Below are 21,362 nucleotides of genomic sequence, written 5' to 3' on the forward strand. Positions count from 1 at the left end.
CGTACGGGGGCCATCTTCCGGGGGTCAGACCCCGTTCGGGGTCTGACCCCAATCCAAGGAGGCGTTCATCAGGGAGCCCAGGGTTGCCGATACTGGATGGCCTCGCCCACATGGACGGCCAGAATCTGGTCCTGTTCCGCAAGGTCGGCCAAGGTCCGTGCCACCCGAAGGACCCGGTGCACGACCCTGGCCGACCAGTCCCAACGCTGCATCCCTTCTCGCAGCAAGCGTTCCGCGCCTTGATCCAGGCGGCAATGCGTCTGTAATTGACCTACGCCCAGCTTGGCATTGACGCAAGCCTGCCGGGCACGCTGGCGCTGACGGCATCGCTGGACGCGCGCGCGCACGCAGCTCGAGGCTTCGCCCGGCGGCGAATCCATCCAGTCGCCGGTGGCGGCAGGCAGGTTGATCTGCAAGTCCACGCGGTCCAGCAGAGGCCCCGACAAGCGGCCGCGATAGGCCGCGACCTGGTCCGGTGTGCAACGACATGGCTTGCGAAGATGCCCAAGCCAACCGCAAGGACAAGGATTCATCGCGGCCACCAATTGGAAGTCTGCCGGGAAGACCAGCGTACGTGCCGCCCGCGCAATGGCCACTCGCCCCGTTTCGAGCGGCTCGCGCAAGGTTTCAAGAACCCCGCGCTGGAATTCGGGCAGCTCATCCAGGAACAAAACACCATGGTGGGCCAGACTGATCTCGCCCGGCCTGGGATGGCTGCCACCGCCGACCAGCGCAGGCCCCGAAGCGGAGTGATGCGGAGCCCGGAATGGCGGATGGTCGCTCAATGGCGCCTTGTTGCCAGTCAGGCTGGCAAGTGCGCACACTTCGAGCGCATGTTCCATGGTCAGCCTGGGAAGCACGCCGGGCAGTCGATGCGCAAGCATGCTCTTGCCCGTGCCCGGCGGTCCGCAAAGCAGCAGGCTGTGGCCGCCCGCCGCCGCGACTTCCAGCGCCCGGCGGGCCTGCAGTTGCCCGCGCAGCTCGGACAGGCATAATTCCGCTTCGGACTCGTCCGACCACGGCGTCGGCTGAACGGGATCGAGTTCGCCGTCCCCGCTGAAGTAGGCGGCAAGCTCGGCCAGCGTCGACACCGCCAGCACCTGCAATCCAGGTACCCGCGCCGCCATTTGCGCACAGCCTTGCGGCAGGACCAGCACGGTGTTCGGCGAACCACGGGCGACCTCCAGGGCGATGGCGATCGGGGCGTTCACCGGAACGATGGCGCCTGTCAGGGACAGCTCGCCGGCGAATACATGGTTGCGCAAGTCCGGGGAGCCGGCACGCATCGGGATTTGACCCGATGCCAGCAGCACACCCAGCGCAATGGGAAGATCGAACCGCCCGGACTCCTTGGGCAAATCGGCCGGGGCGAGATTCGCCGTAATACGGCCATGGGGAAATTCGTAACCGCTGTTTATGATGGCGGAACGAACGCGCTCGCGGCTTTCACGTACACCCGCGTTGGGCAACCCAACCAGATGGAAGGCGGGCAGGCCCGGACCGACGTGCACCTCGACCCGCACGGGCGGCGCCTGCATGCCGTACAGCGCCCGGCTGGCCAATATGGCAATGGACATGGATGACCTCATGCGATGCGCCATTGAATATGGCGCCACGCATGATTATGGAACCGTCATACAGCCCGCGATACGCGTTCGCGATGCTGCGGTCCATGCGTAAAGCTACGGCGACCGGTCCTATTCGGTGCCAGTGGCGGCCGGCCCCGCCTGCAAAGGCGTGTCGGGCCTGCCTTCGAGCGTCTGAACACGGGATTCGAGAGCGGTAATGCGGGCCAGGGCGCGCTCGAGCAATTGCGCCTGCACGTCGAACTCTTCCCGAGTGACCAGCTCCAGCCGAGAGAATGTTTGCGCCATCATGGCTTTCACATTGCGCTCGATGTCGGCTGCCGGGCTCTTGGCGATGAGTTCAGAAATATTCTTCTGAAAGTCTTCTATCCAGTCGGTGCGATGGATCATGGCTATCTCCCTCATTCAATAAGCGCACAAGACTGTAGTGTAATGAAAAACCGGTACGAACTGCTGCGCGCCCCATACGCAAGCGCCGCGGCGAACATAGGGACAGCCGCCCGATGCATATCGGGCGGACAAGGCCGGATTTACGGTTTGGGCTGTTCGTTCGCCCGCGTCACGTTGCCGGAAGCGTAGGTGTTGCCGTTGCTGATTGATTCCTGGATGGCCTGATCGGCCTTGGCCGCCCCTTCCTTGATCGCATCGCCGACCTCTCCCGCTTTCTGGGCCGCGCTGTCCTTGAGCTCCCCGGCCTTCGCGGCCACCGTGCTGGCGGCCTGTTTTGCGGATTCTTTCATGCGCTCGCCCGCGGTCGGGCCGTCCGAAGGCGCCATGCCCGAAGAAGGCGGCGGCATGTCGGACGGCGCCGGCGTGGTGCCGGAGTCAGGTGCCGGAGCTGGCGCCGGCGCTGCCGGTGGCGGTGCGGGCGCCGGCGCCGGCGCGGGCGTTTCGACCGGGGGCGTTGTGTTCATGGGAGCCTCGGCGTCTTCACCCTTGGAGCAAGCCGCCAGCAAGCTCATGGATGCAGCCATCGCGATCAAAGTTAAGTGTGTATGAGTCCTTTTCATGCTTTCCTCACTTTCAACGTCGCGTGCCATTGCGTTCTGTCCCGTTGCGACAAGCGGTTCAGCGAGTTGCGCAGCAAGGTGCGCGTTACAAATGGCTTAGTAACAATTCTAGCGAGGCGGTGCGCGGCCACCCATGAAGCCATGTAAATCCTGATTTCAGGCCGGCGCTTCCGTTTTCCTCATTTATGCCGCAAACCTTTGACTGGCGCGCCTTTGGGCTACGCGCCGTTTTGATCGCGCAATCACAGCAAGATACAAAACCCTCCCCACCCTCTTGTCTGGTTACACTTCTGTGCACTTTTGCCCCGCCCTGATTTAGTGCGTGCCCCGGGCATTGCACCAGATTGGCGCTCCGGGTTGGGGTAAAACCCGTACGGGGTCTGACCCCTTTCACCACGACACCGGCGCCAGCCCTCCATACGGGTCTGACCCCTTCGCAAAGATACCGGGGTCAGACCCCGTACGGGGTCTGACCCCTCAAAAGGAAAAGTGGCATGCATATTGCGTAAGTCCCCATGTCAACCCCAATGAGGAAACGCAATGAAGCTCATCACCGCCATCATAAAACCGTTCAAGCTGGATGAAGTCCGGGAGGCGCTGTCCGAAATCGGCATCCAGGGCATGACGGTCACGGAAGTCAAAGGTTTCGGCCGCCAAAAGGGACACACCGAGCTGTATCGGGGCGCGGAATACACCGTCGATTTTCTGCCCAAGCTGCGTCTTGAAATGGCCGTGGCCGACGGCAATGTCGAACAGGCCATCGAAAGCCTGTGCGCGGCCGCGCACACCGGAAAGATCGGCGACGGCAAGGTGTTCGTGACGCCCATCGATCAGGTCATCCGGATCCGGACGGGCGAGTCCGGCGAAAGCGCGCTCTGACCCCACCCATAACCCATCAACGCGCCGGCACGAGAATCTGACACGTAGGCCGGCTCACAGGAGTGAAATAATGGATAAAGCCGATTTGGCATGGGTCAGCGTCTCGACCCTGCTGGTATTGCTGATGGTCATGCCTGGCCTGGCCCTTTTCTACGGCGGCCTGGTCCGCGCAAAAAACGTGCTCTCCGTGCTGGTCCAGGTGACCACCGTGTTTGCGCTGGCCGTCGTCTTGTGGTTCGTATACGGCTATTCGCTCGCTTTCACCGAAGGCAATGCCGTCATAGGAGGCCTTTCACGCTTGCTCTTCAACGGCATGCAACGCCTGTCCACGGGCGAGTACGCCTTGTCGGGCACCATTCCGGAACTCAGCTTCGCGGCCTTCCAGGCAACCTTCGCCGGCATTACCTGCGCGCTGATCGTGGGCGGCTTTGCCGAACGCACCCGCTACGCCGCGGTATTGGTGTTCACCGCGATCTGGATGACTTTATGCTATGTGCCCATCGCCCATATGGTCTGGGGGCCTGGGGGCTGGCTGCTCGAACGCGGCGCTCTGGACTTCGCGGGCGGCACCGTGGTCCATATCAATTCCGGGGTGGCCGCCTTGGTGGGCGCCTACTTCATCGGCAAGCGCATCGGCTATGGCCGCGAAGGCATGCAGCCCCACAATCTGCCCATGGCCATGATCGGCGCGGCCCTGCTTTGGGTGGGCTGGTTCGGGTTCAACGCGGGCTCCGCGCTGAGCGCCAACGAAACGGCGGCCCTGGCCTTCTTCAATACCCTGATCGCCACCGCCGGCGGAATATTATCCTGGGTCGTCGTCGAATGGCTCTACAAGGGTAACCCGTCCTTGCTGGGCGGCATCTCCGGCGCGGTGGCCGGCCTGGTCGGCATCACGCCCGCCGCCGGGCTGGTTGGGCCGGCAGGCGCGCTGGCCATCGGCGTGATCACCGCGGCGGCATGCGTATGGGGAGTGAACGGCTTGAAGCGTGCGCTCAATGCCGACGACTCGCTCGATGTGTTCGGCATCCATGGCGTGGGCGGAATCGTGGGCGCGCTATTGACAGGGGTATTCAACGCCCAAGCCATGGGCGGGCCCGGCCTGGACAGCATGGCGGCCATTCCCGGCCAGGTATGGCTGCAATTCGAAGGCGTGCTGGTCACCGTCGTGTGGTCCGCAGCCGTCGCCTGGCTGGCCTACTTCATTGCGGACAAGACCGTGGGCCTGCGGGTCAGCGCCGATGCCGAGCGCGAAGGGCTGGACATCCACTCGCACGGCGAGACCGCCTACCACCGTTGATCATTACGACAAGGCCGCTAAATCGATGCGTTCCGCCCGGTTTAGCGCCGAAGCCACTTTTACCCGCAAGGCGTTCGTATGGGCCTGCCGGACTTCCTTCTTGACATCGAGCAATTGCTGCGGATGCATGGAGAATTCGGTCAGGCCCAAGCCAAGCAGCATTTTCGTGACACGGGCGTCCCCCGCCATTTCCCCGCACACCGCCACCGGCTTGCCGGCCCTTTCCCCCGCGTTGATCGTATGGGCTAGCAGGCGCAGCACTGCAGGATGCATGGGGTCATACAAGTCGGCGACATCGGTGTCGCCGCGATCTATGGCCAGGGTGTACTGGATCAGGTCATTGGTGCCAATGGACAGGAAATCCAGCGACTCGACAAAGGGTTCGATCGCGATGGCAATCGCCGGTATCTCGACCATGGCTCCCAGGGAATAGTCGCGTCCGTAGGGAACGCCCCGTTCGTCGAGGTCGCGGCATGCGGATTCAATGGCCTGGCGGGTGGCGTGCACTTCGTGCATGTGCGAAATCATCGGAATGAGTATGCGCACATGGCCATGCAGCGATGCACGCAGCAAGGCGCGCAACTGCGTCGCGAAGATCTCGGGGTTGGCCAGGCAGTAGCGGATCGCCCTCAAGCCCAGTGCCGGATTGGTCGCCACCGTGACGTCGCCATCGAGCGTCTTGTCGGAACCGAGATCCAAGGTGCGTATGGTGACCGGCCGCCCCCCCATGGTCTTGACCACGGACGCATAGGCTTGATATTGCTCTTCTTCCGTGGGCAGATCGGCACGGCCCATGAAAAGGAATTCGCTGCGGAACAGCCCAATGCCATCAGCGCCCGCCTCGACGGCGGCGATCGCCTCTTCGGGCAGTTCGATATTGGCTTCGAGCTTGATGGCGATGCCGTCCAGAGTCATTGCCGGCGCATCGCGCAGCAGGGCCAGCTCGGCCCTTTCAGCGGCATAGTCGGCTTGCCGTTGCCGGTATTCCGCAAGAACCTGCTCGGAGGGATTGACCAGGACCGCACCAGAAAATCCATCCACGATCAAGGTATCGCCGTCTCGTATCAGGGCGCGGAAATGGCCCAGGCCCACGACTGCCGGCACATTCATGCTGCGCGCGACGATGGCTGTATGGGAGGTCGGCCCGCCCAGATCGGTCAGGAAGCCGCCGAAGCGTCCGCCGCGCAGACGCAGCATGTCGGCGGGGGAAATGTCGCGCGCCACGACGATGAAAGGATCGTTGAATGCGTCGACGTCCAGGTTGCTCAGCAGCGCCGTCGATCCCGACAGCACCCGCAGCACCCGCTCTATGACCTGCCGGATGTCCGCCGCGCGCTCGCGCAGATACTCGTCCTCCATCAGGGAAAACTGCTCCGCCAGGAACTGGCCCTGACTCGTCAAGGCCCATTCCGCGTTGTACAAGCGCTCGTTAATGAGCTCGCACGTCTGCTGGAACAGCATGGGATCGTCCAGCAGCAGGCTGTGCACGGTAAGCAAAGGACCCAGCTCGCGGGGAGCATCGTCAGGCAGTGTGGCCGCCATGTGCTGCAGTTCGTCGCGCGCAATAATGATCGCGTTCTTCAGACGGTCGCATTCCGCCCCGGCGTCGTCGGGCGCGATGCGATAGTGCGCGACTTCGAGCGCCGCCGCGCTCATGACCGCGGCCTTGCCGATGGCGTAGCCCTTGACGACACCCTGTCCATGCATGCACAGCATGGCGCAGAAGTCAGGCTGCCTGTGTGGGATGTTGACGGTCATGGCGGAACGTTGTGCTGCGTGGCGGCTATTCCTGCTCGCCGAACTTGTTGGCGAACAAGGCCTGGATGTCCTGGACGGCTTGTTCCGCGTCGTCTCCGGTGGCATCGACCTTGACGGTCACGCCCAGGCCGGCCGCCAGCATCATGACGCCCATGATGCTCTTCGCATTGACCCGTTGCGCTCCGCGGGCTATGTAGATCTCGCTGCTGAACCGGCTGGCCAGCTGCGTGAGCTTGGCGGCGGCGCGGGCATGAAGACCCAATTTGTTGCTGATGACGATGTCGACGGTTGCCATAGGACTCTTGTTGTTTTGAATTCAGTTGAACTGGTCTGCGTTGACGATGCCGCGCAGCGCGCCAAGGCGCACGGTTTCGCTGAGCTGATCGGGATTTTCCTGCTGTTCGGTCAGGGCCTTGAGCACCATGCACAGGTTGGTTCCCGTAATGAGATGCGCGACCATGCCGCGTTCCGTTGCCAGTTTAAGCGCGCGCTTGGCGATGTTGAAAGGCGTCGCACCAAATATATCGCACAAAATGAGCGTAGGCTCGGCCGCGTGATCAAGCAGGATGCGTGCCAGTCGCACGGAAAGCTCGTCCGGATCGGCATCGGGCGAAACGTCGAATACGGTCAATTCCGGCTTCTGGCCAAGCACGTGCTGGGCGCAGGCCTTGAATGCGGCACCCAGCGGCTCATGCATGACGAGCGCGATGCGTGCCATCTCAGATGCCTACCGCGTGCTCGAGCGCTGCTGCGAAATGGTCCGCCACATCGTAACCGGTCTGCTCGGTAATCTCGACAAAGCAGGTCGGGCTGGTGACGTTGATCTCGGTGACATAATCGCCAATGACGTCCAGTCCGACCAGCAACAACCCGCGCTCGACCAGCTGCGGGCCGATGGTTTCCGCGATTTCGCGATCACGGGCCGTCAGTTCGCGGGCGACGCCCCGGCCGCCCGCCGCCAGATTGCCCCGGGTCTCGCCGGCCAGCGGAATACGGGCCAGCACATACGGCACCGGTTGCCCCGCGATCAACAATATGCGCTTGTCGCCATTGACGATTTCCGGAATATAGCGCTGCGCCATGATCGTGCGCGTGCCGAAATCCGTCAGCATTTCCAGGATGGAGCTGAGATTGTGCTCGTCGGGCTGCAGGCGGAAAATGCCCGTGCCGCCCATGCCGTCCAGCGGCTTCACGACGACATCGCGGTGCTTGGCATGAAAAGCGCGCAAGCGGACGACGTTGCGCGTAACCAGCGTGGGCGCCGTGAACGACGAAAACTCGGTGATTGCCAGCTTCTCGGGATGATTGCGCAGCGCGGCGCCCGAATTGAATACGCGCGCGCCCTGCGCCTGCGCATATTCAAGCAGGTGGCTGGCGTACACGTATTCCATATCGAAGGGTGGGTCCTTGCGCATCAAGACCGCATCGAACTCGGATAGCCGGGCTTCCTGCACGCTGCCGCGGGCCTGCCACCATGAATGCTCGTGCAGATCCGCGCCCGGCACGAGGTCGATGCCCATGGCCTCGGCCATGACCACGCCCTCGTCGATATACAGCCCGCCCTGATAGGCCACGCTGATGGCGTGGCCGCGCGCCACCAGCGCACGCATCATGGCGACCGACGTATCCTTGTAGGCCTTGAGTGACGGAAGAGGATCAATAACGAACAATACATGCATGAGCGACACCTGCGTGCATTCCCGCGCCGTACACGGGCCGGCGCGGGACATATTGGAGATTCAGGATCAGGAAGCGGCTTCGCCGGCTTTGCCAGGCGTGGCCTTCTTGCGCGGAGCCAGCACCATGACCATCTGCCTGCCTTCCAGCTTGGGCATGGCTTCCACCTGGCAGAGTTCGGCCAGATCATCGCGAACGCGCTCAAGCACTCGCATGCCTAATTCCTGGTGGGCCATTTCGCGGCCGCGGAAACGCAGGGTGACCTTTGCCTTGTCGCCTTCCTCGATGAAGCGGCGCAGATTGCGCAGCTTGACCTGATAGTCGCCTTCGTCGGTTCCCGGACGGAACTTGACTTCCTTGACCTGGATGATTTTCTGCTTGGCGCGGGCTTCCTGCTGGCGCTTTTGTTCTTGGTATTTGAATTTGCCGTAATCCATCAGCCGGCAGACTGGCGGCGACGCATTGGGCGCAATTTCGACCAGATCGACTTCGTGCTGTTCCGACAGGTGAAGTGCCTCGGAGGTCTTCAATACCCCCAATTGCTCTCCATCCACTCCTATGAGACGCACCTCGGGAACACGAATTTCACCATTGATGCGATGTGCTTTATCGGTTGCGATGTCTAAGACTCCTAAAAGTTATAAAAAATCAGGCTTGCGTGCCGTCTTGGCGAGTGGCGATTTCCGTTTTGAGGCGTTGTGCGAAGTCTTCCTGGGACATGACCCCTAGATCTACGCCGCCTCGGCCACGCACCGCCACCTTGCCGCCTTCGCGTTCTTTTTCGCCGACGACCAGAATATACGGCACCTTCTGCATGCTGTGTTCACGAATTTTACGGGTGATTTTTTCACCGCGCAAATCCGAACTTACTCTAAACCCTTGTTTTTTCAGGCTAAGGGCGACTTCCGACGCATAATCGGCGGACGCTTCGGAAATGCAGCATACCACTGCATGCTCTGGGGACAGCCATGCGGGCATCGCGCCGGCGTGATTCTCGATCAACATGCCGATGAAGCGCTCCAGCGAACCCAGTATGGCGCGATGCAGCATCACCGGCGTCTTGCGCTGATCCGATGCGTCGACGTACTCGGCGCCCAGGCGCTGCGGCATGGAGAAATCCACTTGTATGGTGCCGCATTGCCAGTGGCGGCCGATGGCGTCCTTGAGCGTGTATTCGATCTTGGGCCCGTAGAAGGCGCCCTCGCCCGGCGATACCTCGTACTCGCAATGCGTACGATCCAGGCTGTCCATCAGCGCCTTTTCGGCCTTGTCCCAGACCTCGTCCGAACCGATGCGCTTCTCGGGGCGCGTCGCCACCTTGTACAGGATCTCGGTGAAGCCGAAGTCGGCATAGACCTTCTTGAGCAACGCCGTGAAGTTCGCGCATTCGTCCTGCAACTGGTCTTCCGTGCAGAAAATATGGCCGTCGTCCTGCGTGAAGCCCCGCACCCGCATCATGCCGTGCAGCGAACCGGATGGTTCGTTGCGGTGGCATTGGCCGAACTCGCCATAGCGTATGGGCAGCTCGCGATATGAATGCAGGCCGGCGTTGAAGATCTGCACGTGCCCGGGACAGTTCATGGGCTTGAGTCCATATACCCGGTTTTCGGACTCGGTCGTGAACATGTTCTCGGCGTAGTTGTCCCAGTGCCCCGTTTTCTTCCACAAGGAAAGGTCCAGGATCTGCGGCGCCTTCACTTCTTGATAGCCATTGTCCCGATAGACGGTGCGCATGTATTGCTCGACTTCCTGCCACAGGATCCAGCCTTTGGGATGCCAGAAAATGAGGCCTGGCGCCTCTTCCTGAAAGTGGAAGAGATCGAGTTCGCGACCCAGCTTGCGATGATCGCGGCGCTCGGCCTCTTCAAGCATCGTGAGATAGTTTGCTTGCTCTTCCTTGGTGGCCCACGCAGTGCCATATATGCGCTGCAGCATTTCGTTGTTGCTGTCGCCCCGCCAGTAGGCGCCCGCCACCTTCATGAGCTTGAACACCTTCAGCTTGCCCGTCGAGGGTACGTGCGGACCCCGGCACAAGTCGATGAACTCGCCTTCGCGGTACAGGCTGATGGGCTCATTGCTTGGAATCGACGCGATGATCTCGGCCTTGTAGTGTTCGCCTATGCTTTTGAAAAACGCCACGGCGTCATCGCGCAGCCACTCTTCGCGCGTCACCACTTCGTCTTTCTTGGCCAGCTCAGCCATTTTCTTTTCAATGGCCTCCAGGTCTTCGGGCGTAAAGGGACGCTTGTAGGAAAAATCGTAGTAGAAACCATTGTCGATGACCGGTCCAATGGTGACCTGCGCATCCGGGAAGAGCAACTTGACGGCATAAGCCAGCAAGTGAGCGGTCGAATGGCGAATCAGGTCGAGCCCTTCGGGATCCTTGGCGGTGATGATGGCGAGCTGCGCGTCTTTTTCGAGCACAAAGCTGGTATCGACCAGTCGCGGCTCCTGTCCATCGGCAGTCACGCGGCCCGCGAGCGCGGAGCGGCCCAGGCCGGCGCCAATGGAGTGCGCAACATCGCTGACCGAGACGGGACCCGGAAACTCGCGTTGCGAGCCGTCGGGCAAGGTGATTTGAACCATAAGTCGTCCTGAAAATGCAAAAACGCGGCACTCGCCGCGTTTTGGGTGTATCGTTTATTGCTAGCAAGCGGGTAAACAAAACGCGGCGACAGCTAAAAATGCCAGGTCGTAGTTCGCGTTGTTTTCATGCTGTATGGGCAAGCGTGCAAATATCAAAACACCAGTGTAACACCAGCCCCCTTCCGCTGAACCCGCCGGCCTTCGAATACCACCGCATGGGCCGATTTTTGTGCCAATTCGTTGCAAAAATGCTCTTTTGCGCGCCATGCCACCAATGCCGTCTTGAGGCATCACCCTGGACCCTTCCTTCAATTTGACAGGAATAAAAAATCTGGTTTAGAATGCTGTTCTTCTTAGGCGGTTAGCTCAGTTGGTTAGAGCGCTACGTTGACATCGTAGAGGTCGCTGGTTCGAATCCAGTACTGCCTACCAGACACCTGAAACCCGCATGCCTATTGGGCATGCGGGTTTTTTATTTGCCTGCGGCATTTTCACCGTATGCTAAGCACTGCCCCTTGCACCATGATTTGGCGAGAGCGGGAATGAATATTGCTGAGGGACCACGAACCGTGACCCCCATGGCAAGACCTCATGAATTCATTACAACACGATGCCCTAACCACTCACTCCTTGGCGCGGGTCCACGCCCATGAAGCCTACCACGCTGTGCGTTCGCACTCGCTCGCGCTGGCCGCCCCGCTTTCCGCGGAAGACCAGTGCCTGCAATCCATGACCGAGGCGAGCCCCTGCAAATGGCATCTGGCGCATACGAGCTGGTTTTTCGAAGCGCTGCTGCTGATCCCTTTCCTTCCGCACTACCGACCCTTCGACGAGCAGTATCTTTTCCTGTTCAATTCATACTACGAAGCCCTCGGCCCGCGCCTTGCCCGGCCGTCGCGAGGACTGATCTCGCGGCCCAGCCTGGAAGACGTCCATCTTTACCGCCGCCACATCGACGCATCGATGCATCGGCTGATGGATGAATGCACCGAAGAGCAGTGGGAGGAAATCCAGCGCCTGATGCAACTGGGCATCAACCATGAACAGCAGCACCAGGAGCTGATTCTCACCGACATCCTCCATGCCTTCTGGTGCAATCCGCTGAAGCCCGCTTATGACGCTCAGTATCCCTACCCCGGCCCGGAAGGACGCGCCCCTCCTCGGCCCGCGGTCGTCAACGAGCGTTCCGAGTGGGCGGACTTCACCGGCGGGCGCGTTTCGGTCGGATGCCCTGCCTCTGATCAAGCCGGCGCCCCTTTTTGCTATGACAATGAAACGCCCCAGCACGACGTCCTTTTGCCCTCCTACCAGCTCGGCACCCGGCTGGTGAGTTGCGCCGAATTCGCGGCGTTCATCGATGATGGCGGATACCGGAAGCCCGAGCTATGGCTTTCTGAAGGCTGGGCTGCCGTTCAAGCCCATGAGTGGAAGCATCCAGCCTACTGGATCCCGGACGGCCCTTCGGGCTGGAAAGTATTCGGCCTGCGTGGCGTTGAACCTTTGGATGGCGCAGAGCCGGTCATGCAGCTGTCTTTCTACGAAGCGGCCGCCTATGCGGAATGGGCCGGTGCCAGGCTGCCCACGGAGTTCGAATGGGAAGCGGCCGCCCATGACGTTCGCCTGACGCAGGTAGCTGGACACGCCTGGCAATGGACGCGATCGTCCTACGACCCGTATCCGGGCTTCCGGCCGATGGCGGGCGCGCCCAGCGAATACAACGGCAAATTCATGGTGGGACAGCTCGTCCTGCGCGGCGGCAGCCACGCAACGCCGTCGGGCCATACCCGCCCGACATACAGAAACTTTTTTCCGCCCGGAGCGCGTTGGCAGTTCTCCGGATTGCGGCTCGCCAGGGACCTCACATGCTGAAACAAGAATTTGGATGCAGCACACTCACCGATATTCCGTTTGTCGCGGAAACCATCATGCCCGAGCCCTTTCTGAGCGACATGATTCACGCGCTTGCCGATATGCCGCACGCCTTGTCTCCGAAATATTTTTATGACGAGGAAGGGTCCAGACTGTTCGATCGCATATGCGAACAGCCGGAGTATTATCCAACGCGCTGTGAAATGTGGGTGTTGCGGGCCTGCGCTTCCGACATCGCCCGGCACATCGGCAGCCATGCCGAGATCGTCGAATACGGAGCCGGATCACTGCACAAGATCAGGCCCATCCTGGACGCGCTGGACGGCCCCGCGCACTATCTGCCCATCGATATTTCAGGAGAACATCTGGCCGCCAGCGCCAGGATGCTTCAGGAGGCCTACCCGGAGATCTCGATCGCTCCACTTATTGGCGACTATACCGGCCACTTGGCGCTGCCCGAGAAGCCGACGAATGTGAAGAAACGCATTGGTTTCTTTCCCGGTTCCACGCTGGGCAACATGCATCCCAGGGAAGCCTTGCGGTTTCTGCGCATGCTGCGAACGCAGCTGCATGGCGGCGCTCTTTTGCTGGGTGTGGACTTGATCAAGGACCCGGCAATCCTGCATGCCGCTTACAACGACAGCCAAGGCGTGACGGCCGCGTTCAACCTGAACGTGCTCACTCGCGCCAATCGTGAACTCGGCGCCGATTTCGATCTGGACGCTTTCGCTCACTGCGCGTTCTACAACGCGCCTGAACACCGTATCGAAATGCACCTGATGTGCCGCAAGCCCCAGGAAATTCACTTGGACGGCCGCTGCTTCAGGATGTCGCAGGGCGAGACCCTGCATACGGAAAATTCGTACAAATTCACCATCGGCGGCCTGCGCACGCTGGCCTCCGAGGCGGGCTTCGTACCCGCCACCGTCTGGACGGACCCCGACCGCATGTTCAGCCTGCATTGGCTTGATGCGCCGGAGTAAGACCGTGGGGTCAGACCCCGTACGGGGTCTGACCCCGATCCTTTTTGCCGGGTCGGACCCCAATCCTTTCTAATGCCTTTTTGCCCGGGTGAGACCCTGCAGGGCCCCACCCCCTGCGAGTCCGCCACATTCCTTCTCAATCATGCTGGAAAAAATATCGACAGCCGCCGGCGTGGCGCGACCGGCTTTGGTCACGCAATAAAAATCTAGATTGGGTGACGCCGTAGCCAAGGGAAGCTTCTGTATGTTGGAAAAGCGACGGCACTCCAGCAAACCGATGGTGGGGATGGCCGCCCATCCCATCCCCGCATCCACCAATGCGATTAGCGTCGCAAGATGCCTGACTTCACGGCGCTCAACCACAGAGTATTGAGCTGTGGCAAGAAAATCGTCAATGAACCGCTCCATCAGGCTGCCGCGTCGCAATGTCAGCAACGGCATTGCACATACTTGCTCTTGAGGCCCAACCGATGAAACCGACTCACCACGCACAGCGTCTGATTCAGCCTTGGGTGATATTAAAGCCAACCCGCCCCTAAAGACTCTGCTACGAACCAGACCGAATTTGGAATCGAAGAACAAGCCGTAGGCCGCATCCAGATCTCCGCTTTCCACCATCGGCTGCAATACTTCACGATCGGCATCGACGATTTCCAAAGTGATTTGGGGCTGAGCCTGCATGAACCGTCGACAGAGCGCGGGCAACACGGTGGACGCGACTAGCGGCGTGAGGCCTATACGCAGCCGGCGCTGCCCTTGATCAATCAGAAAGCCTAGGTGTCGTTCGGCCTCATCAAGATTATGCAAAGCAGTTGTGGCATAGGGCAGCAAGCTGACGCCTGCCTCGGTGATGTCGACCCTTCGCGTGGTGCGAACGAATAACTGCGCGCCCACTTGCGATTCCAATTCGCGAATCATGGCGCTGAGCCCTGCCTGGGTGACGTGAAGCTTTTGAGCGGCGCGGGTGAAATTCCCCTGTTCGGCTACTGCCAGAAACGCACGCAGTTGACGCATGGTCAGGTTCATAGCTGGCGGACCATTAACAACACTCTATTGTTGGTTAACAAGATATTGTCGTTTCACTGGCGAACTCTGGTCTTTTACGATACTAAAAAAACCATATGGAACAGGAGACCAGGAGCCAACATGAACCAGTCTAGACGCACAACCTTGATTTTTTTTGCAGCGACAGCATTTTCCGGTGTGGTTAAGGCGGCAGTTTCGGTGCCCTCGAGCATCCGGATCATCATACCATGGCCTCCCGGGTCGGGAGGCGATATCGCCGGCCGCCTGGTCGCACAGAAACTTGGTGAAGAACTGCATACAAACGTATATGTAGAGAACCGTGCCGGAGCAAGCGGGAGCATAGGTTCAGCTCTGGGCAGCCGGGAAAAACCAGACGGCACTACCCTCATTCTTGGCAACTCGGCCAGTCATGGTTCAAGCAAATTCACCATTCCCAATCTTGCTTATGATCCCGTAAGCAGCTTCACACCGATTTCCATGCTTTATCGCAACACATTAGTACTCGCGGTAAACAAGGACTTTCCGGCCGATTCACTGCCAGCCTTGATCGACTACGCCAAGAAAAAACCAGGCAGTCTAGCTTTTGGCACCCCAGGCGTGGGAACCCCCCACCAGTTGGTGGGCGAGCTGATCAAGGAGAAAGCCAGCATCGATATGGTACATGTTCCCTATAAGGGCAGCGGCCAGATCATGACGGATCTGGTAGGCGGCCATATCAATCTGGCAGTCTCCGCACAGGCTGCCGCTCTCGAAATGTATCGTGCCGGCAAAGTCAAAATCATCGCGACAGCCGATAAAGAACGCTCTAGGCAGTTACCCGAAGTCCCGGCCATATCCGAGACTTTTCCGGATTTCGATGTGGCAGGCTGGGGCGGCTTGTTCGGACCCGAAGGCCTCGCGCCCGATCTGGCGGCACGCTATGAACGCGCCATCAAAAAAATAATGGCAAGCCCAGACTTCATGCAGTCGATGGAGACCAATGGTTTCGTACCAGTGTCATCGACCGGCGACGAACTGCAAGCAGTGGTCCAGGAGGAAACCAAGAGATGGCAGGCCATCGTCGACCGTGGTACCAAGCTGTGAGCTCATGAATACCAAGTTCAATCCAACTAAACGATAGACAGGAACCAAATGAGAGAGTCGGAACAAAAGCAATGGGCAAAAGAGCACTACAAAGGTATCGATAATCTGCTGTTGCCATCATATAAACCGAACATGCGCGAACTCGACGAAGATGGCATACGGCACGACGTGCGGCAGTCGATTCGGCATGGCTTTTTTTCCACCAGCGCAGTTGCTCCCTTATGCGAACCTGAGGAATATCAGCGCGTGCTGGAGCTCGCATGCGACGAGGGCAAAGGCAAGATACTGGTCGGCGCATATGTGGGCGAAGCGACCCAGGAAGCCAATCGAGAACTGCTGGCTCAGGCCGAGAAGGCCGGTTGCAGCCATGCCGTCCTGGTGCCGCGCTACCTGACCCCTGAATCGGAAGAGCAGGTATTCGCCTGGTATAAAGAGCTCATCGACTCCACGCGCCTACCGATCGTCCTATATGCCCAAAACAACCCAAGGCTGCGGCATCTTCACCCCAGTGGCATCGCACTGGAAGCCTTCGAGCAATTGGCGCGGCTTCCCTCTGTCGTAGCCGTCAAGCTCACTCAAGCGATCAATCTGGTACGCGCAATGGAATGTGCCGAACGCCTGGGTGACAAGATACTGGTAGGACCGGTGCACCTCGATATGATGCCATTGCTGTCGAAAGCATGCACCGTGCAATGGAGCGGCCAATGGAATGCCGAGTGCGCACAGTCTCCGGAGAAACCATATGTTGCCGATTATCTGCGAGCTATCGCTCGGAATGACTTACAGGAAGCCTATTCTCTCTATTGGCAGCTGGAACCGGCCTACAGCGCGTTCTTCAAATTGCAAGCCCCTTTACTGTTGAAAGGTGGCCATCCATGGGCCCATCTGAAGTACAACCAATGGTGCGTAGGCGGCAATGGCGGCCTGGTGCGCGACATCGGAAAGCCACGCGACCAAGTCCCGGTTCTGACCGCAGAGGCCCGCGAGCGGATCCGTCAAAACTACAGGAGCATCGGCATCGAGCCGAATCGCAACGATGAAGAGGAGTTCGTGGTCGGTGCCGCAAATTTCGCCAAAGGTTTCGGGAAGGTCAACATGGCAAACCTGCCTCTGTTCGAGTAAGGCCATGGGGTCAGACCCCGTACGGGGTCTGACCCCGATCCTTTTTGCCGGGGTCGGACCCGGCAGGGTCAGACCCCTCGATCAGGTCACAGCGTCCCGCGCCCGCTCCAGGTCGTAATCACGCTGGTCCAGGATGCGCGCCAGGATCTCCACGGCGTCGTAGACATCGACAAAGCGGATATAGAGAGGCGTGAATCCGAAACGCATGATTTGTGGCTCTCGGTAGTCGCCGATCACGCCTTTGTCGATCAGCGCTTGCACCACGGCATAGCCATGGGGATGCGTGAAGCTGACCTGGCTGCCGCGCACTGCATGTTCGCGTGGGGTCACGAGTTCGAGCGGATGGGCGGCGCATCGCTGTTCGACCAGCTCGATGAACAAATCGGTGAGCGCCAGAGACTTCCTGCGCAAGGCCGCCATGTCCGTCTTGGCGAAGACGTCCAGTCCGCATTCAACGAGCGACAGCGATACCGTAGGCTGCGTGCCGCACAAGCCCGAGCGTATCGTCGTGCATGGGATGAATTCGGGCTGCATGGCGAAAGGGTTCGCATGCCCCCACCAGCCGGTCAGCGGGTGCTGGAAACCATCGAGATGGCGTGGCGCCACCCATAAGAAAGCGGGCGCCCCGGGGCCGCCGTTCAGATATTTGTATGTGCACCCTACGGCGAAGTCGGCCGAACTCGCATTGAGGTCCACCGGCACGGCGCCGGCGGAATGCGCCAGGTCCCAGACCGTCAACGCGCCTTGCGCATGCGCGTGCCGCGTCAGCGCCGACATATCGAGCAGGCGGCCCGTACGGTAGTTCACATGGGTCAGCATCACGACCGCCACGTCCGCATCGATGGCGGCTTCCAGGTCCTCGGGCCGATCCACCAGGCGCAGCGCGTATCCCTGGCCCAGCCATTGCGCCAGGCCCTGAGCAATGTAGACGTCGGTGGGAAAGTTGGCGCGTTCGGTGACGATGACCCTGCGGCCGGCGCGCTCGGGGTTCGACGCCTGCAGATGGATGGCCGCCGCCAATACCTTGAACAGATTGATCGAGGTCGTGTCGGTGACCGCCACTTCGCCGGGGCCCGCGCCGATCAGCGGAGCAAGCTTGTCGCCCAATACTAGGGGCAATTCAAACCACCCGGCTTTGTTCCAGCTCCGGATGAGGTCGGTGCCCCACTCCTGCTCCACCACTTCGCGCGCCCGTTGCAAGGCGGCCCGCGGGCGGGCGCCCAGTGAATTGCCATCGAGATAGATCACGCCCGGAGGCAGCGAGAAGTCGTCGCGCAAACCTGCCAGCGCATCGTTTCTGTCCAGTTCCAGGCATTCTTCACGGGTCGTCATACGGCTCTCCCAGCACGGCGTACGATGCCGCGATTATTATAAGCTTCAAGCATTTTGCCACACCCGGAATTGGATGGCCAACCGCCATGCTTCAGGCCGGCATTCAGGCGTTTTGCACAGCCTTGATGAAGGCCTGGATCTTTTCAGCGGACTTGATGCCCGGCTCGATTTCCACCCCGCTGCTCACGTCGACAGCGTAGGGGCGGAAGCGGCGTATGCGCTCGGCAACGGTTTCGGCGCTCAAGCCGCCCGCGAGCACCAGCGGACGCCGCTCTCCCGCCCCGACGACCGCGTCGAGCAAGCCGGTGTCGAAGCCTTTGCCGCTGCCGCCATAGCCGGCGCTATAGCTGTCGAACAGCCAGGCGCGCGCGTTCATATAGCCGCGGCATGCGTTCCCCACGCATTCCGCGCTGTCCATGCCGGGACCGCCGACACGGAAAGCGCGCAGATAGGGATGGTTGAACTGATCGCAGAACTCGACGGTTTCGTCGCCGTGAAACTGCAGGAGATCCGGATGCACCTGGTCGATGATCTCGTTCACCATCTGCGGCGCCGCATTGACGAATAAAGTCACGACACTGACAAAAGGCGGCACGGCGGCGCGCAGCCGGCGCGCCTGGGCCATGGTTACTGCCCGCCGGCTGCCGGGATAGAACACCATGCCAATGGCATCGGCGCCGGCCTGGACCGCGCTGTCGATGTCTTCGGCCCGGGTCAGCCCGCAGATCTTGACGCGCGTGCGGGCGGGGATGCTCTCGTTGTTCATGCCAGCCTACCTGAAGCCCGAACCCGCGTCGTCGGCGCCGCCGTAGCTGTCGGAACCATATACGTTTTCGGTGCCGAAATCGACGGTCGAAGGATCCACCATCTGGATGTCGTCCTTATAGTGCGTGACCATCGAGGGAAACACCATGACTGCGGCAACCATGATGAGCTGTATGCAGATGAACGGCACCGACCCCCAATAGATGTCCCCCGTGCTGACGCGCGGAATGAGCTTGCCGGTGACCCTGTCGTGGTAGTCGTCTTTGGGCGCGACGGAGCGCAGATAGAACAAGGCGAATCCGAAAGGAGGATGCATGAAGGACGTCTGCATGTTCACCGCCAGCAGGACGCCGAACCAGATCAGGTCTATGCCCATCTTGTCGGCCACCGGGCCGATCAGGGGCACGATGATGAAAGCAAGTTCGAAAAAGTCCAGGAAGAAGGCCAGGAAGAAAGTCAGGAGACTGACCACGATCAGGAAGCCCCACTCCCCGCCCGGCAGGCCGCGCAGCAGGTGTTCCACCCAGATGTCGCCGTTGATGCCGCGGAAGCTGAGGCTGAACACGGTGGATCCGACCAGGATGAACACCACGAAGCAGGAGAGCTTGGTGGTCGTGTCCATGGCCTGGCGCAGCAGCGACCACGAAAAGCGTCCGCGCGACACGGCCATCACCAGGGCTCCGACCGCGCCCATTGCCCCGCCCTCGGTAGGCGTCGCGACGCCGATGAAGATGGTGCCAAGGACCAGAAAGATGAGGAAAAGCGGAGGCATCATCACGAAAGTGACGCGTTCGGCGATTTCCGACAGCAGTCCCAGGCCCAGCAGCTTGTTCACCAGCGCTATCGCCAGCGCGGTCAAGCCCCAGGCCATGAGGCTGATCACCACTTTTTCGTCCACCGGAATCTGCGTATGCTCGCTGAAATAATATTGCGTGGCGAAATACGAAACGACGGATGCGATCAGGGTGAGGACCAGCAGCGAACGCAGGCCCCGGCTGCCGTCTTCCTTGACGTAGATGCGCGCCTCTTCGGGCAGCGCCGGCGCGCTGGTGGGCTTGATCAATGTCATGATCAAGACATAGGTGATGTAGCCGCCCGCCAGCAACAGGCCGGGGACCATAGCGCCGCGGTACATGTCGCCAATCGATCTTCCCAGTTGGTCGGCCAGGATGATCAGCACCAGCGACGGCGGAATGATTTGCGAGAGCGTTCCGGATGCGGCGATCACCCCGGTTGCCAGCCGCCGATCATAGCCGTAGCGCAGCATGATGGGCAGCGAAATCAGCCCCATGGAGATCACCGAGGCCGACACGACGCCGGTGGTGGCGGCGAGCATTGCGCCGACGAGCACCACGGCAATGGCCAGCCCGCCCCGTATGGGGCCGAACAGCTGCCCCACGGTTTCCAGCAAGTCTTCGGCCATGCCCGAGCGTTCGAGGATCAGCCCCATGAGCGTGAAGAACGGCACCGCAAGCAACGTATCGTTGGAAACGATGCCTAAGACCCGCTGCGGCAGGGCCTGGAAAAGGGCCGGCTGCATCATGCCGAGTTCGATGGCCACCAGGCCGTACAGGATGCCGTTCGCGGCCAGCGAAAACGCGACGGGAAAGCCCAGCAGTAAAAACACGATCAGGTTGATGAACATGATCGGCGCCAGGTTATCTACAAAAAACTCCATGTTCAGTTGCCTTTGGCGTTTGTTGTTTTGGGAAGTGTGGAGTCGTTCTGATCAGCCAGGGCTTGCCTGCGGATTTCGTCCGCGAGCTCTTCTTCGGCGGTCTTACCCACGGGTCTGGCAGTGGGGTCCGGGCATGCGCCCATGAGAAAGCCCACGCACTTGATGAGGTGAGACAAGCCGGCAAGAATCAACAGCAAAAAACCCATCGGTATCAACAGCTTTGCCGGCCATCGGATGAGGCCCCCGGTATTGGACGATTGCTCGTTCAACACGAAGGACTCATAGAAGAACGGTATGGACAACCAGAAAATCAGCAGGCAGGCGGGAAGCAGGAAGAAGAGAACGCCGAAGATCTCGATCTTGATCTGAGTGCGCCGCGAGAACTTCTGGGCCAGTACGTCGACCCGCACGTGCTCATTGCGAAGAAAGGTATAGCCTGCGGCCAGAAGAAAGATGGCCCCGAAAAGATACCACTGCAGTTCGAGCCAGGCATTCGAACTGATGTTGAAGGCTTTCCGGACCACTGCGTTGGTCGCGCTGACGAGCACGACAATGAGGGTAAGCCAGATCACGGCCTGCCCCACCCGCGTATTGATCGCGTCTATGATCCTGGATAGTGACAAAAAGAATTTCATGAGTCTAAAAGTTTCCGCTGCACGGTAGCGCATTCTAGTCGATCTGCAGGCCATTTACCCTCGGTATATGCCCGAC

The 21,362-nt window shown here is 60.3% G+C and carries 21 protein-coding genes and 1 tRNA gene; 8 read left to right on the plus strand and 14 right to left on the minus strand.

What is annotated here, in order from left to right; all coding sequences use genetic code 11:
- Positions 1-68 precede the first annotated feature (68 nt).
- The 3 genes from ACSBPU_RS11640 to ACSBPU_RS11650 form a co-directional block, all read right to left on the minus strand.
- The gene (locus ACSBPU_RS11640) at positions 69-1,577 is read right to left on the minus strand and encodes a YifB family Mg chelatase-like AAA ATPase (RefSeq protein WP_442592296.1); all 1,509 of its coding nucleotides are present in this window, start codon (positions 1,575-1,577) and stop codon (positions 69-71) included.
- A 120-nt stretch (positions 1,578-1,697) separates the two neighbouring features.
- Positions 1,698-1,976, minus strand: coding sequence for an accessory factor UbiK family protein (locus ACSBPU_RS11645; protein WP_442592297.1), 279 nt, complete (start codon positions 1,974-1,976; stop codon positions 1,698-1,700).
- Between the two features lie 140 nt (positions 1,977-2,116).
- A complete protein-coding gene (locus ACSBPU_RS11650) occupies positions 2,117-2,326 on the minus strand; it encodes a hypothetical protein (protein ID WP_442592298.1) in 210 nt (69 codons plus the stop codon).
- On the opposite strand from ACSBPU_RS11650, the gene ACSBPU_RS11655 reads away from it, so the two are divergent.
- The 3 genes from ACSBPU_RS11655 to ACSBPU_RS11665 all read left to right on the plus strand — a co-directional run bounded on the left by ACSBPU_RS11655 (position 2,325) and on the right by ACSBPU_RS11665 (position 4,772).
- Entirely contained in the window at positions 2,325-2,585 is a 261-nt protein-coding gene (locus ACSBPU_RS11655; RefSeq protein WP_442592299.1) for a hypothetical protein, read from the plus strand. The genes ACSBPU_RS11650 and ACSBPU_RS11655 overlap by 2 nt on opposite strands.
- Before the next feature lie 551 nt (positions 2,586-3,136).
- Positions 3,137-3,475, plus strand: coding sequence for a P-II family nitrogen regulator (locus ACSBPU_RS11660; protein ID WP_180071321.1), 339 nt, complete (start codon positions 3,137-3,139; stop codon positions 3,473-3,475).
- Positions 3,476-3,545: 70 nt separating this feature from the next.
- Entirely contained in the window at positions 3,546-4,772 is a 1,227-nt protein-coding gene (locus tag ACSBPU_RS11665) for an ammonium transporter (RefSeq protein ID WP_442592300.1), read from the plus strand.
- Between the two features lie 3 nt (positions 4,773-4,775).
- On the opposite strand, the gene ptsP is transcribed toward ACSBPU_RS11665, so the two are convergent.
- The 6 genes from ptsP to thrS form a co-directional block, all read right to left on the minus strand.
- Positions 4,776-6,479 carry a phosphoenolpyruvate--protein phosphotransferase gene (ptsP, locus tag ACSBPU_RS11670; RefSeq protein WP_180071371.1) on the minus strand — a complete coding sequence of 568 codons (1,704 nt, stop codon included), beginning with the start codon at positions 6,477-6,479 and terminating at the stop codon, positions 4,776-4,778.
- 76 nt (positions 6,480-6,555) lie between these two features.
- Positions 6,556-6,825: an HPr family phosphocarrier protein gene (locus ACSBPU_RS11675; RefSeq protein WP_442592301.1), complete on the minus strand. Its 270-nt coding sequence runs from the start codon at positions 6,823-6,825 to the stop codon at positions 6,556-6,558.
- A 21-nt stretch (positions 6,826-6,846) separates the two neighbouring features.
- On the minus strand, positions 6,847-7,248 hold the full coding sequence (locus ACSBPU_RS11680; RefSeq protein ID WP_180071318.1) for a PTS sugar transporter subunit IIA: 402 nt from the start codon (positions 7,246-7,248) through the stop codon (positions 6,847-6,849).
- A 1-nt stretch (position 7,249) separates the two neighbouring features.
- Positions 7,250-8,209: a glutathione synthase gene (gshB, locus tag ACSBPU_RS11685; RefSeq protein ID WP_442592302.1), complete on the minus strand. Its 960-nt coding sequence runs from the start codon at positions 8,207-8,209 to the stop codon at positions 7,250-7,252.
- A gap of 66 nt (positions 8,210-8,275) precedes the next feature.
- Positions 8,276-8,827 carry a translation initiation factor IF-3 gene (gene infC / locus ACSBPU_RS11690; RefSeq protein ID WP_180071370.1) on the minus strand — a complete coding sequence of 184 codons (552 nt, stop codon included), beginning with the start codon at positions 8,825-8,827 and terminating at the stop codon, positions 8,276-8,278.
- Between the two features lie 28 nt (positions 8,828-8,855).
- Complete coding sequence (gene thrS, locus ACSBPU_RS11695) at positions 8,856-10,793, minus strand: threonine--tRNA ligase (protein ID WP_442592303.1); 1,938 nt, start codon at positions 10,791-10,793, stop codon at positions 8,856-8,858.
- Between the two features lie 355 nt (positions 10,794-11,148).
- Between thrS and ACSBPU_RS11700 the strand changes: the two genes are divergently transcribed.
- The 3 genes from ACSBPU_RS11700 to egtD all read left to right on the plus strand — a co-directional run bounded on the left by ACSBPU_RS11700 (position 11,149) and on the right by egtD (position 13,645).
- Positions 11,149-11,225: transfer RNA gene (locus ACSBPU_RS11700), tRNA-Val, on the plus strand.
- 159 nt (positions 11,226-11,384) lie between these two features.
- Positions 11,385-12,662, plus strand: a complete 1,278-nt coding sequence (gene egtB, locus ACSBPU_RS11705; RefSeq protein ID WP_442592304.1) for an ergothioneine biosynthesis protein EgtB — start codon at positions 11,385-11,387, stop codon at positions 12,660-12,662.
- On the plus strand, positions 12,656-13,645 hold the full coding sequence (gene egtD / locus ACSBPU_RS11710; RefSeq protein ID WP_442592305.1) for an L-histidine N(alpha)-methyltransferase: 990 nt from the start codon (positions 12,656-12,658) through the stop codon (positions 13,643-13,645). Before egtB ends, egtD begins: the two co-directional genes overlap by 7 nt.
- 69 nt (positions 13,646-13,714) lie before the next feature.
- On the opposite strand, the gene ACSBPU_RS11715 is transcribed toward egtD, so the two are convergent.
- Positions 13,715-14,659 carry a LysR family transcriptional regulator gene (locus ACSBPU_RS11715; protein ID WP_442592306.1) on the minus strand — a complete coding sequence of 315 codons (945 nt, stop codon included), beginning with the start codon at positions 14,657-14,659 and terminating at the stop codon, positions 13,715-13,717.
- Positions 14,660-14,791: 132 nt separating this feature from the next.
- On the opposite strand from ACSBPU_RS11715, the gene ACSBPU_RS11720 reads away from it, so the two are divergent.
- Both ACSBPU_RS11720 and ACSBPU_RS11725 read left to right on the plus strand, forming a co-directional pair.
- Positions 14,792-15,754, plus strand: coding sequence for a Bug family tripartite tricarboxylate transporter substrate binding protein (locus ACSBPU_RS11720; RefSeq protein WP_442592307.1), 963 nt, complete (start codon positions 14,792-14,794; stop codon positions 15,752-15,754).
- A gap of 48 nt (positions 15,755-15,802) precedes the next feature.
- Positions 15,803-16,876, plus strand: a complete 1,074-nt coding sequence (locus tag ACSBPU_RS11725) for a dihydrodipicolinate synthase family protein (RefSeq protein WP_442592308.1) — start codon at positions 15,803-15,805, stop codon at positions 16,874-16,876.
- An 81-nt stretch (positions 16,877-16,957) separates the two neighbouring features.
- On the opposite strand, the gene kynU is transcribed toward ACSBPU_RS11725, so the two are convergent.
- From kynU to ACSBPU_RS11745, 4 genes are all read right to left on the minus strand, one after another.
- Entirely contained in the window at positions 16,958-18,208 is a 1,251-nt protein-coding gene (gene kynU, locus ACSBPU_RS11730) for a kynureninase (RefSeq protein ID WP_442592309.1), read from the minus strand.
- A gap of 103 nt (positions 18,209-18,311) precedes the next feature.
- Entirely contained in the window at positions 18,312-18,974 is a 663-nt protein-coding gene (locus tag ACSBPU_RS11735) for a phosphoribosylanthranilate isomerase (RefSeq protein WP_442592310.1), read from the minus strand.
- 6 nt (positions 18,975-18,980) lie between these two features.
- Positions 18,981-20,651: a TRAP transporter large permease gene (locus tag ACSBPU_RS11740; RefSeq protein ID WP_442592311.1), complete on the minus strand. Its 1,671-nt coding sequence runs from the start codon at positions 20,649-20,651 to the stop codon at positions 18,981-18,983.
- Positions 20,652-20,653: 2 nt separating this feature from the next.
- Entirely contained in the window at positions 20,654-21,286 is a 633-nt protein-coding gene (locus tag ACSBPU_RS11745; RefSeq protein WP_442592312.1) for a TRAP transporter small permease subunit, read from the minus strand.
- Positions 21,287-21,362: the final 76 nt, after the last annotated feature.

Origin of the sequence: Parapusillimonas sp. JC17 (genome assembly GCF_052180245.1) — a bacterium.
Taxonomy (GTDB): domain Bacteria; phylum Pseudomonadota; class Gammaproteobacteria; order Burkholderiales; family Burkholderiaceae_B; genus Parapusillimonas.

Bases quoted from the DNA above. Each gene is read 5' to 3' on its own strand.
- ACSBPU_RS11745 (WP_442592312.1), bottom strand. From the start codon at position 21,286: ATGAAATTCTTTTTGTCACTATCCAGGATCATAGACGCGATCAATACG.
- ACSBPU_RS11650 (WP_442592298.1), bottom strand. From the start codon at position 2,326: ATGAAAGAATCCGCAAAACAGGCCGCCAGCACGGTGGCCGCGAAGGCC.
- egtD (WP_442592305.1), top strand. From the start codon at position 12,656: ATGCTGAAACAAGAATTTGGATGCAGCACACTCACCGATATTCCGTTT.
- kynU (WP_442592309.1), bottom strand. From the start codon at position 18,208: ATGACGACCCGTGAAGAATGCCTGGAACTGGACAGAAACGATGCGCTG.
- ACSBPU_RS11675 (WP_442592301.1), bottom strand. From the start codon at position 6,825: ATGGCAACCGTCGACATCGTCATCAGCAACAAATTGGGTCTTCATGCC.
- ACSBPU_RS11740 (WP_442592311.1), bottom strand. From the start codon at position 20,651: ATGGAGTTTTTTGTAGATAACCTGGCGCCGATCATGTTCATCAACCTG.
- ACSBPU_RS11725 (WP_442592308.1), top strand. From the start codon at position 15,803: ATGAGAGAGTCGGAACAAAAGCAATGGGCAAAAGAGCACTACAAAGGT.
- thrS (WP_442592303.1), bottom strand. From the start codon at position 10,793: ATGGTTCAAATCACCTTGCCCGACGGCTCGCAACGCGAGTTTCCGGGT.
- ACSBPU_RS11645 (WP_442592297.1), bottom strand. From the start codon at position 1,976: ATGATCCATCGCACCGACTGGATAGAAGACTTTCAGAAGAATATTTCT.
- ACSBPU_RS11720 (WP_442592307.1), top strand. From the start codon at position 14,792: ATGAACCAGTCTAGACGCACAACCTTGATTTTTTTTGCAGCGACAGCA.
- ACSBPU_RS11655 (WP_442592299.1), top strand. From the start codon at position 2,325: ATGCGCTCGCCCGCGGTCGGGCCGTCCGAAGGCGCCATGCCCGAAGAA.
- ACSBPU_RS11680 (WP_180071318.1), bottom strand. From the start codon at position 7,248: ATGGCACGCATCGCGCTCGTCATGCATGAGCCGCTGGGTGCCGCATTC.
- ACSBPU_RS11640 (WP_442592296.1), bottom strand. From the start codon at position 1,577: ATGTCCATTGCCATATTGGCCAGCCGGGCGCTGTACGGCATGCAGGCG.
- ACSBPU_RS11665 (WP_442592300.1), top strand. From the start codon at position 3,546: ATGGATAAAGCCGATTTGGCATGGGTCAGCGTCTCGACCCTGCTGGTA.
- egtB (WP_442592304.1), top strand. From the start codon at position 11,385: ATGAATTCATTACAACACGATGCCCTAACCACTCACTCCTTGGCGCGG.
- ACSBPU_RS11660 (WP_180071321.1), top strand. From the start codon at position 3,137: ATGAAGCTCATCACCGCCATCATAAAACCGTTCAAGCTGGATGAAGTC.
- ACSBPU_RS11715 (WP_442592306.1), bottom strand. From the start codon at position 14,659: ATGCGTCAACTGCGTGCGTTTCTGGCAGTAGCCGAACAGGGGAATTTC.
- ACSBPU_RS11735 (WP_442592310.1), bottom strand. From the start codon at position 18,974: ATGAACAACGAGAGCATCCCCGCCCGCACGCGCGTCAAGATCTGCGGG.
- ptsP (WP_180071371.1), bottom strand. From the start codon at position 6,479: ATGCATGGACAGGGTGTCGTCAAGGGCTACGCCATCGGCAAGGCCGCG.
- gshB (WP_442592302.1), bottom strand. From the start codon at position 8,209: ATGCATGTATTGTTCGTTATTGATCCTCTTCCGTCACTCAAGGCCTAC.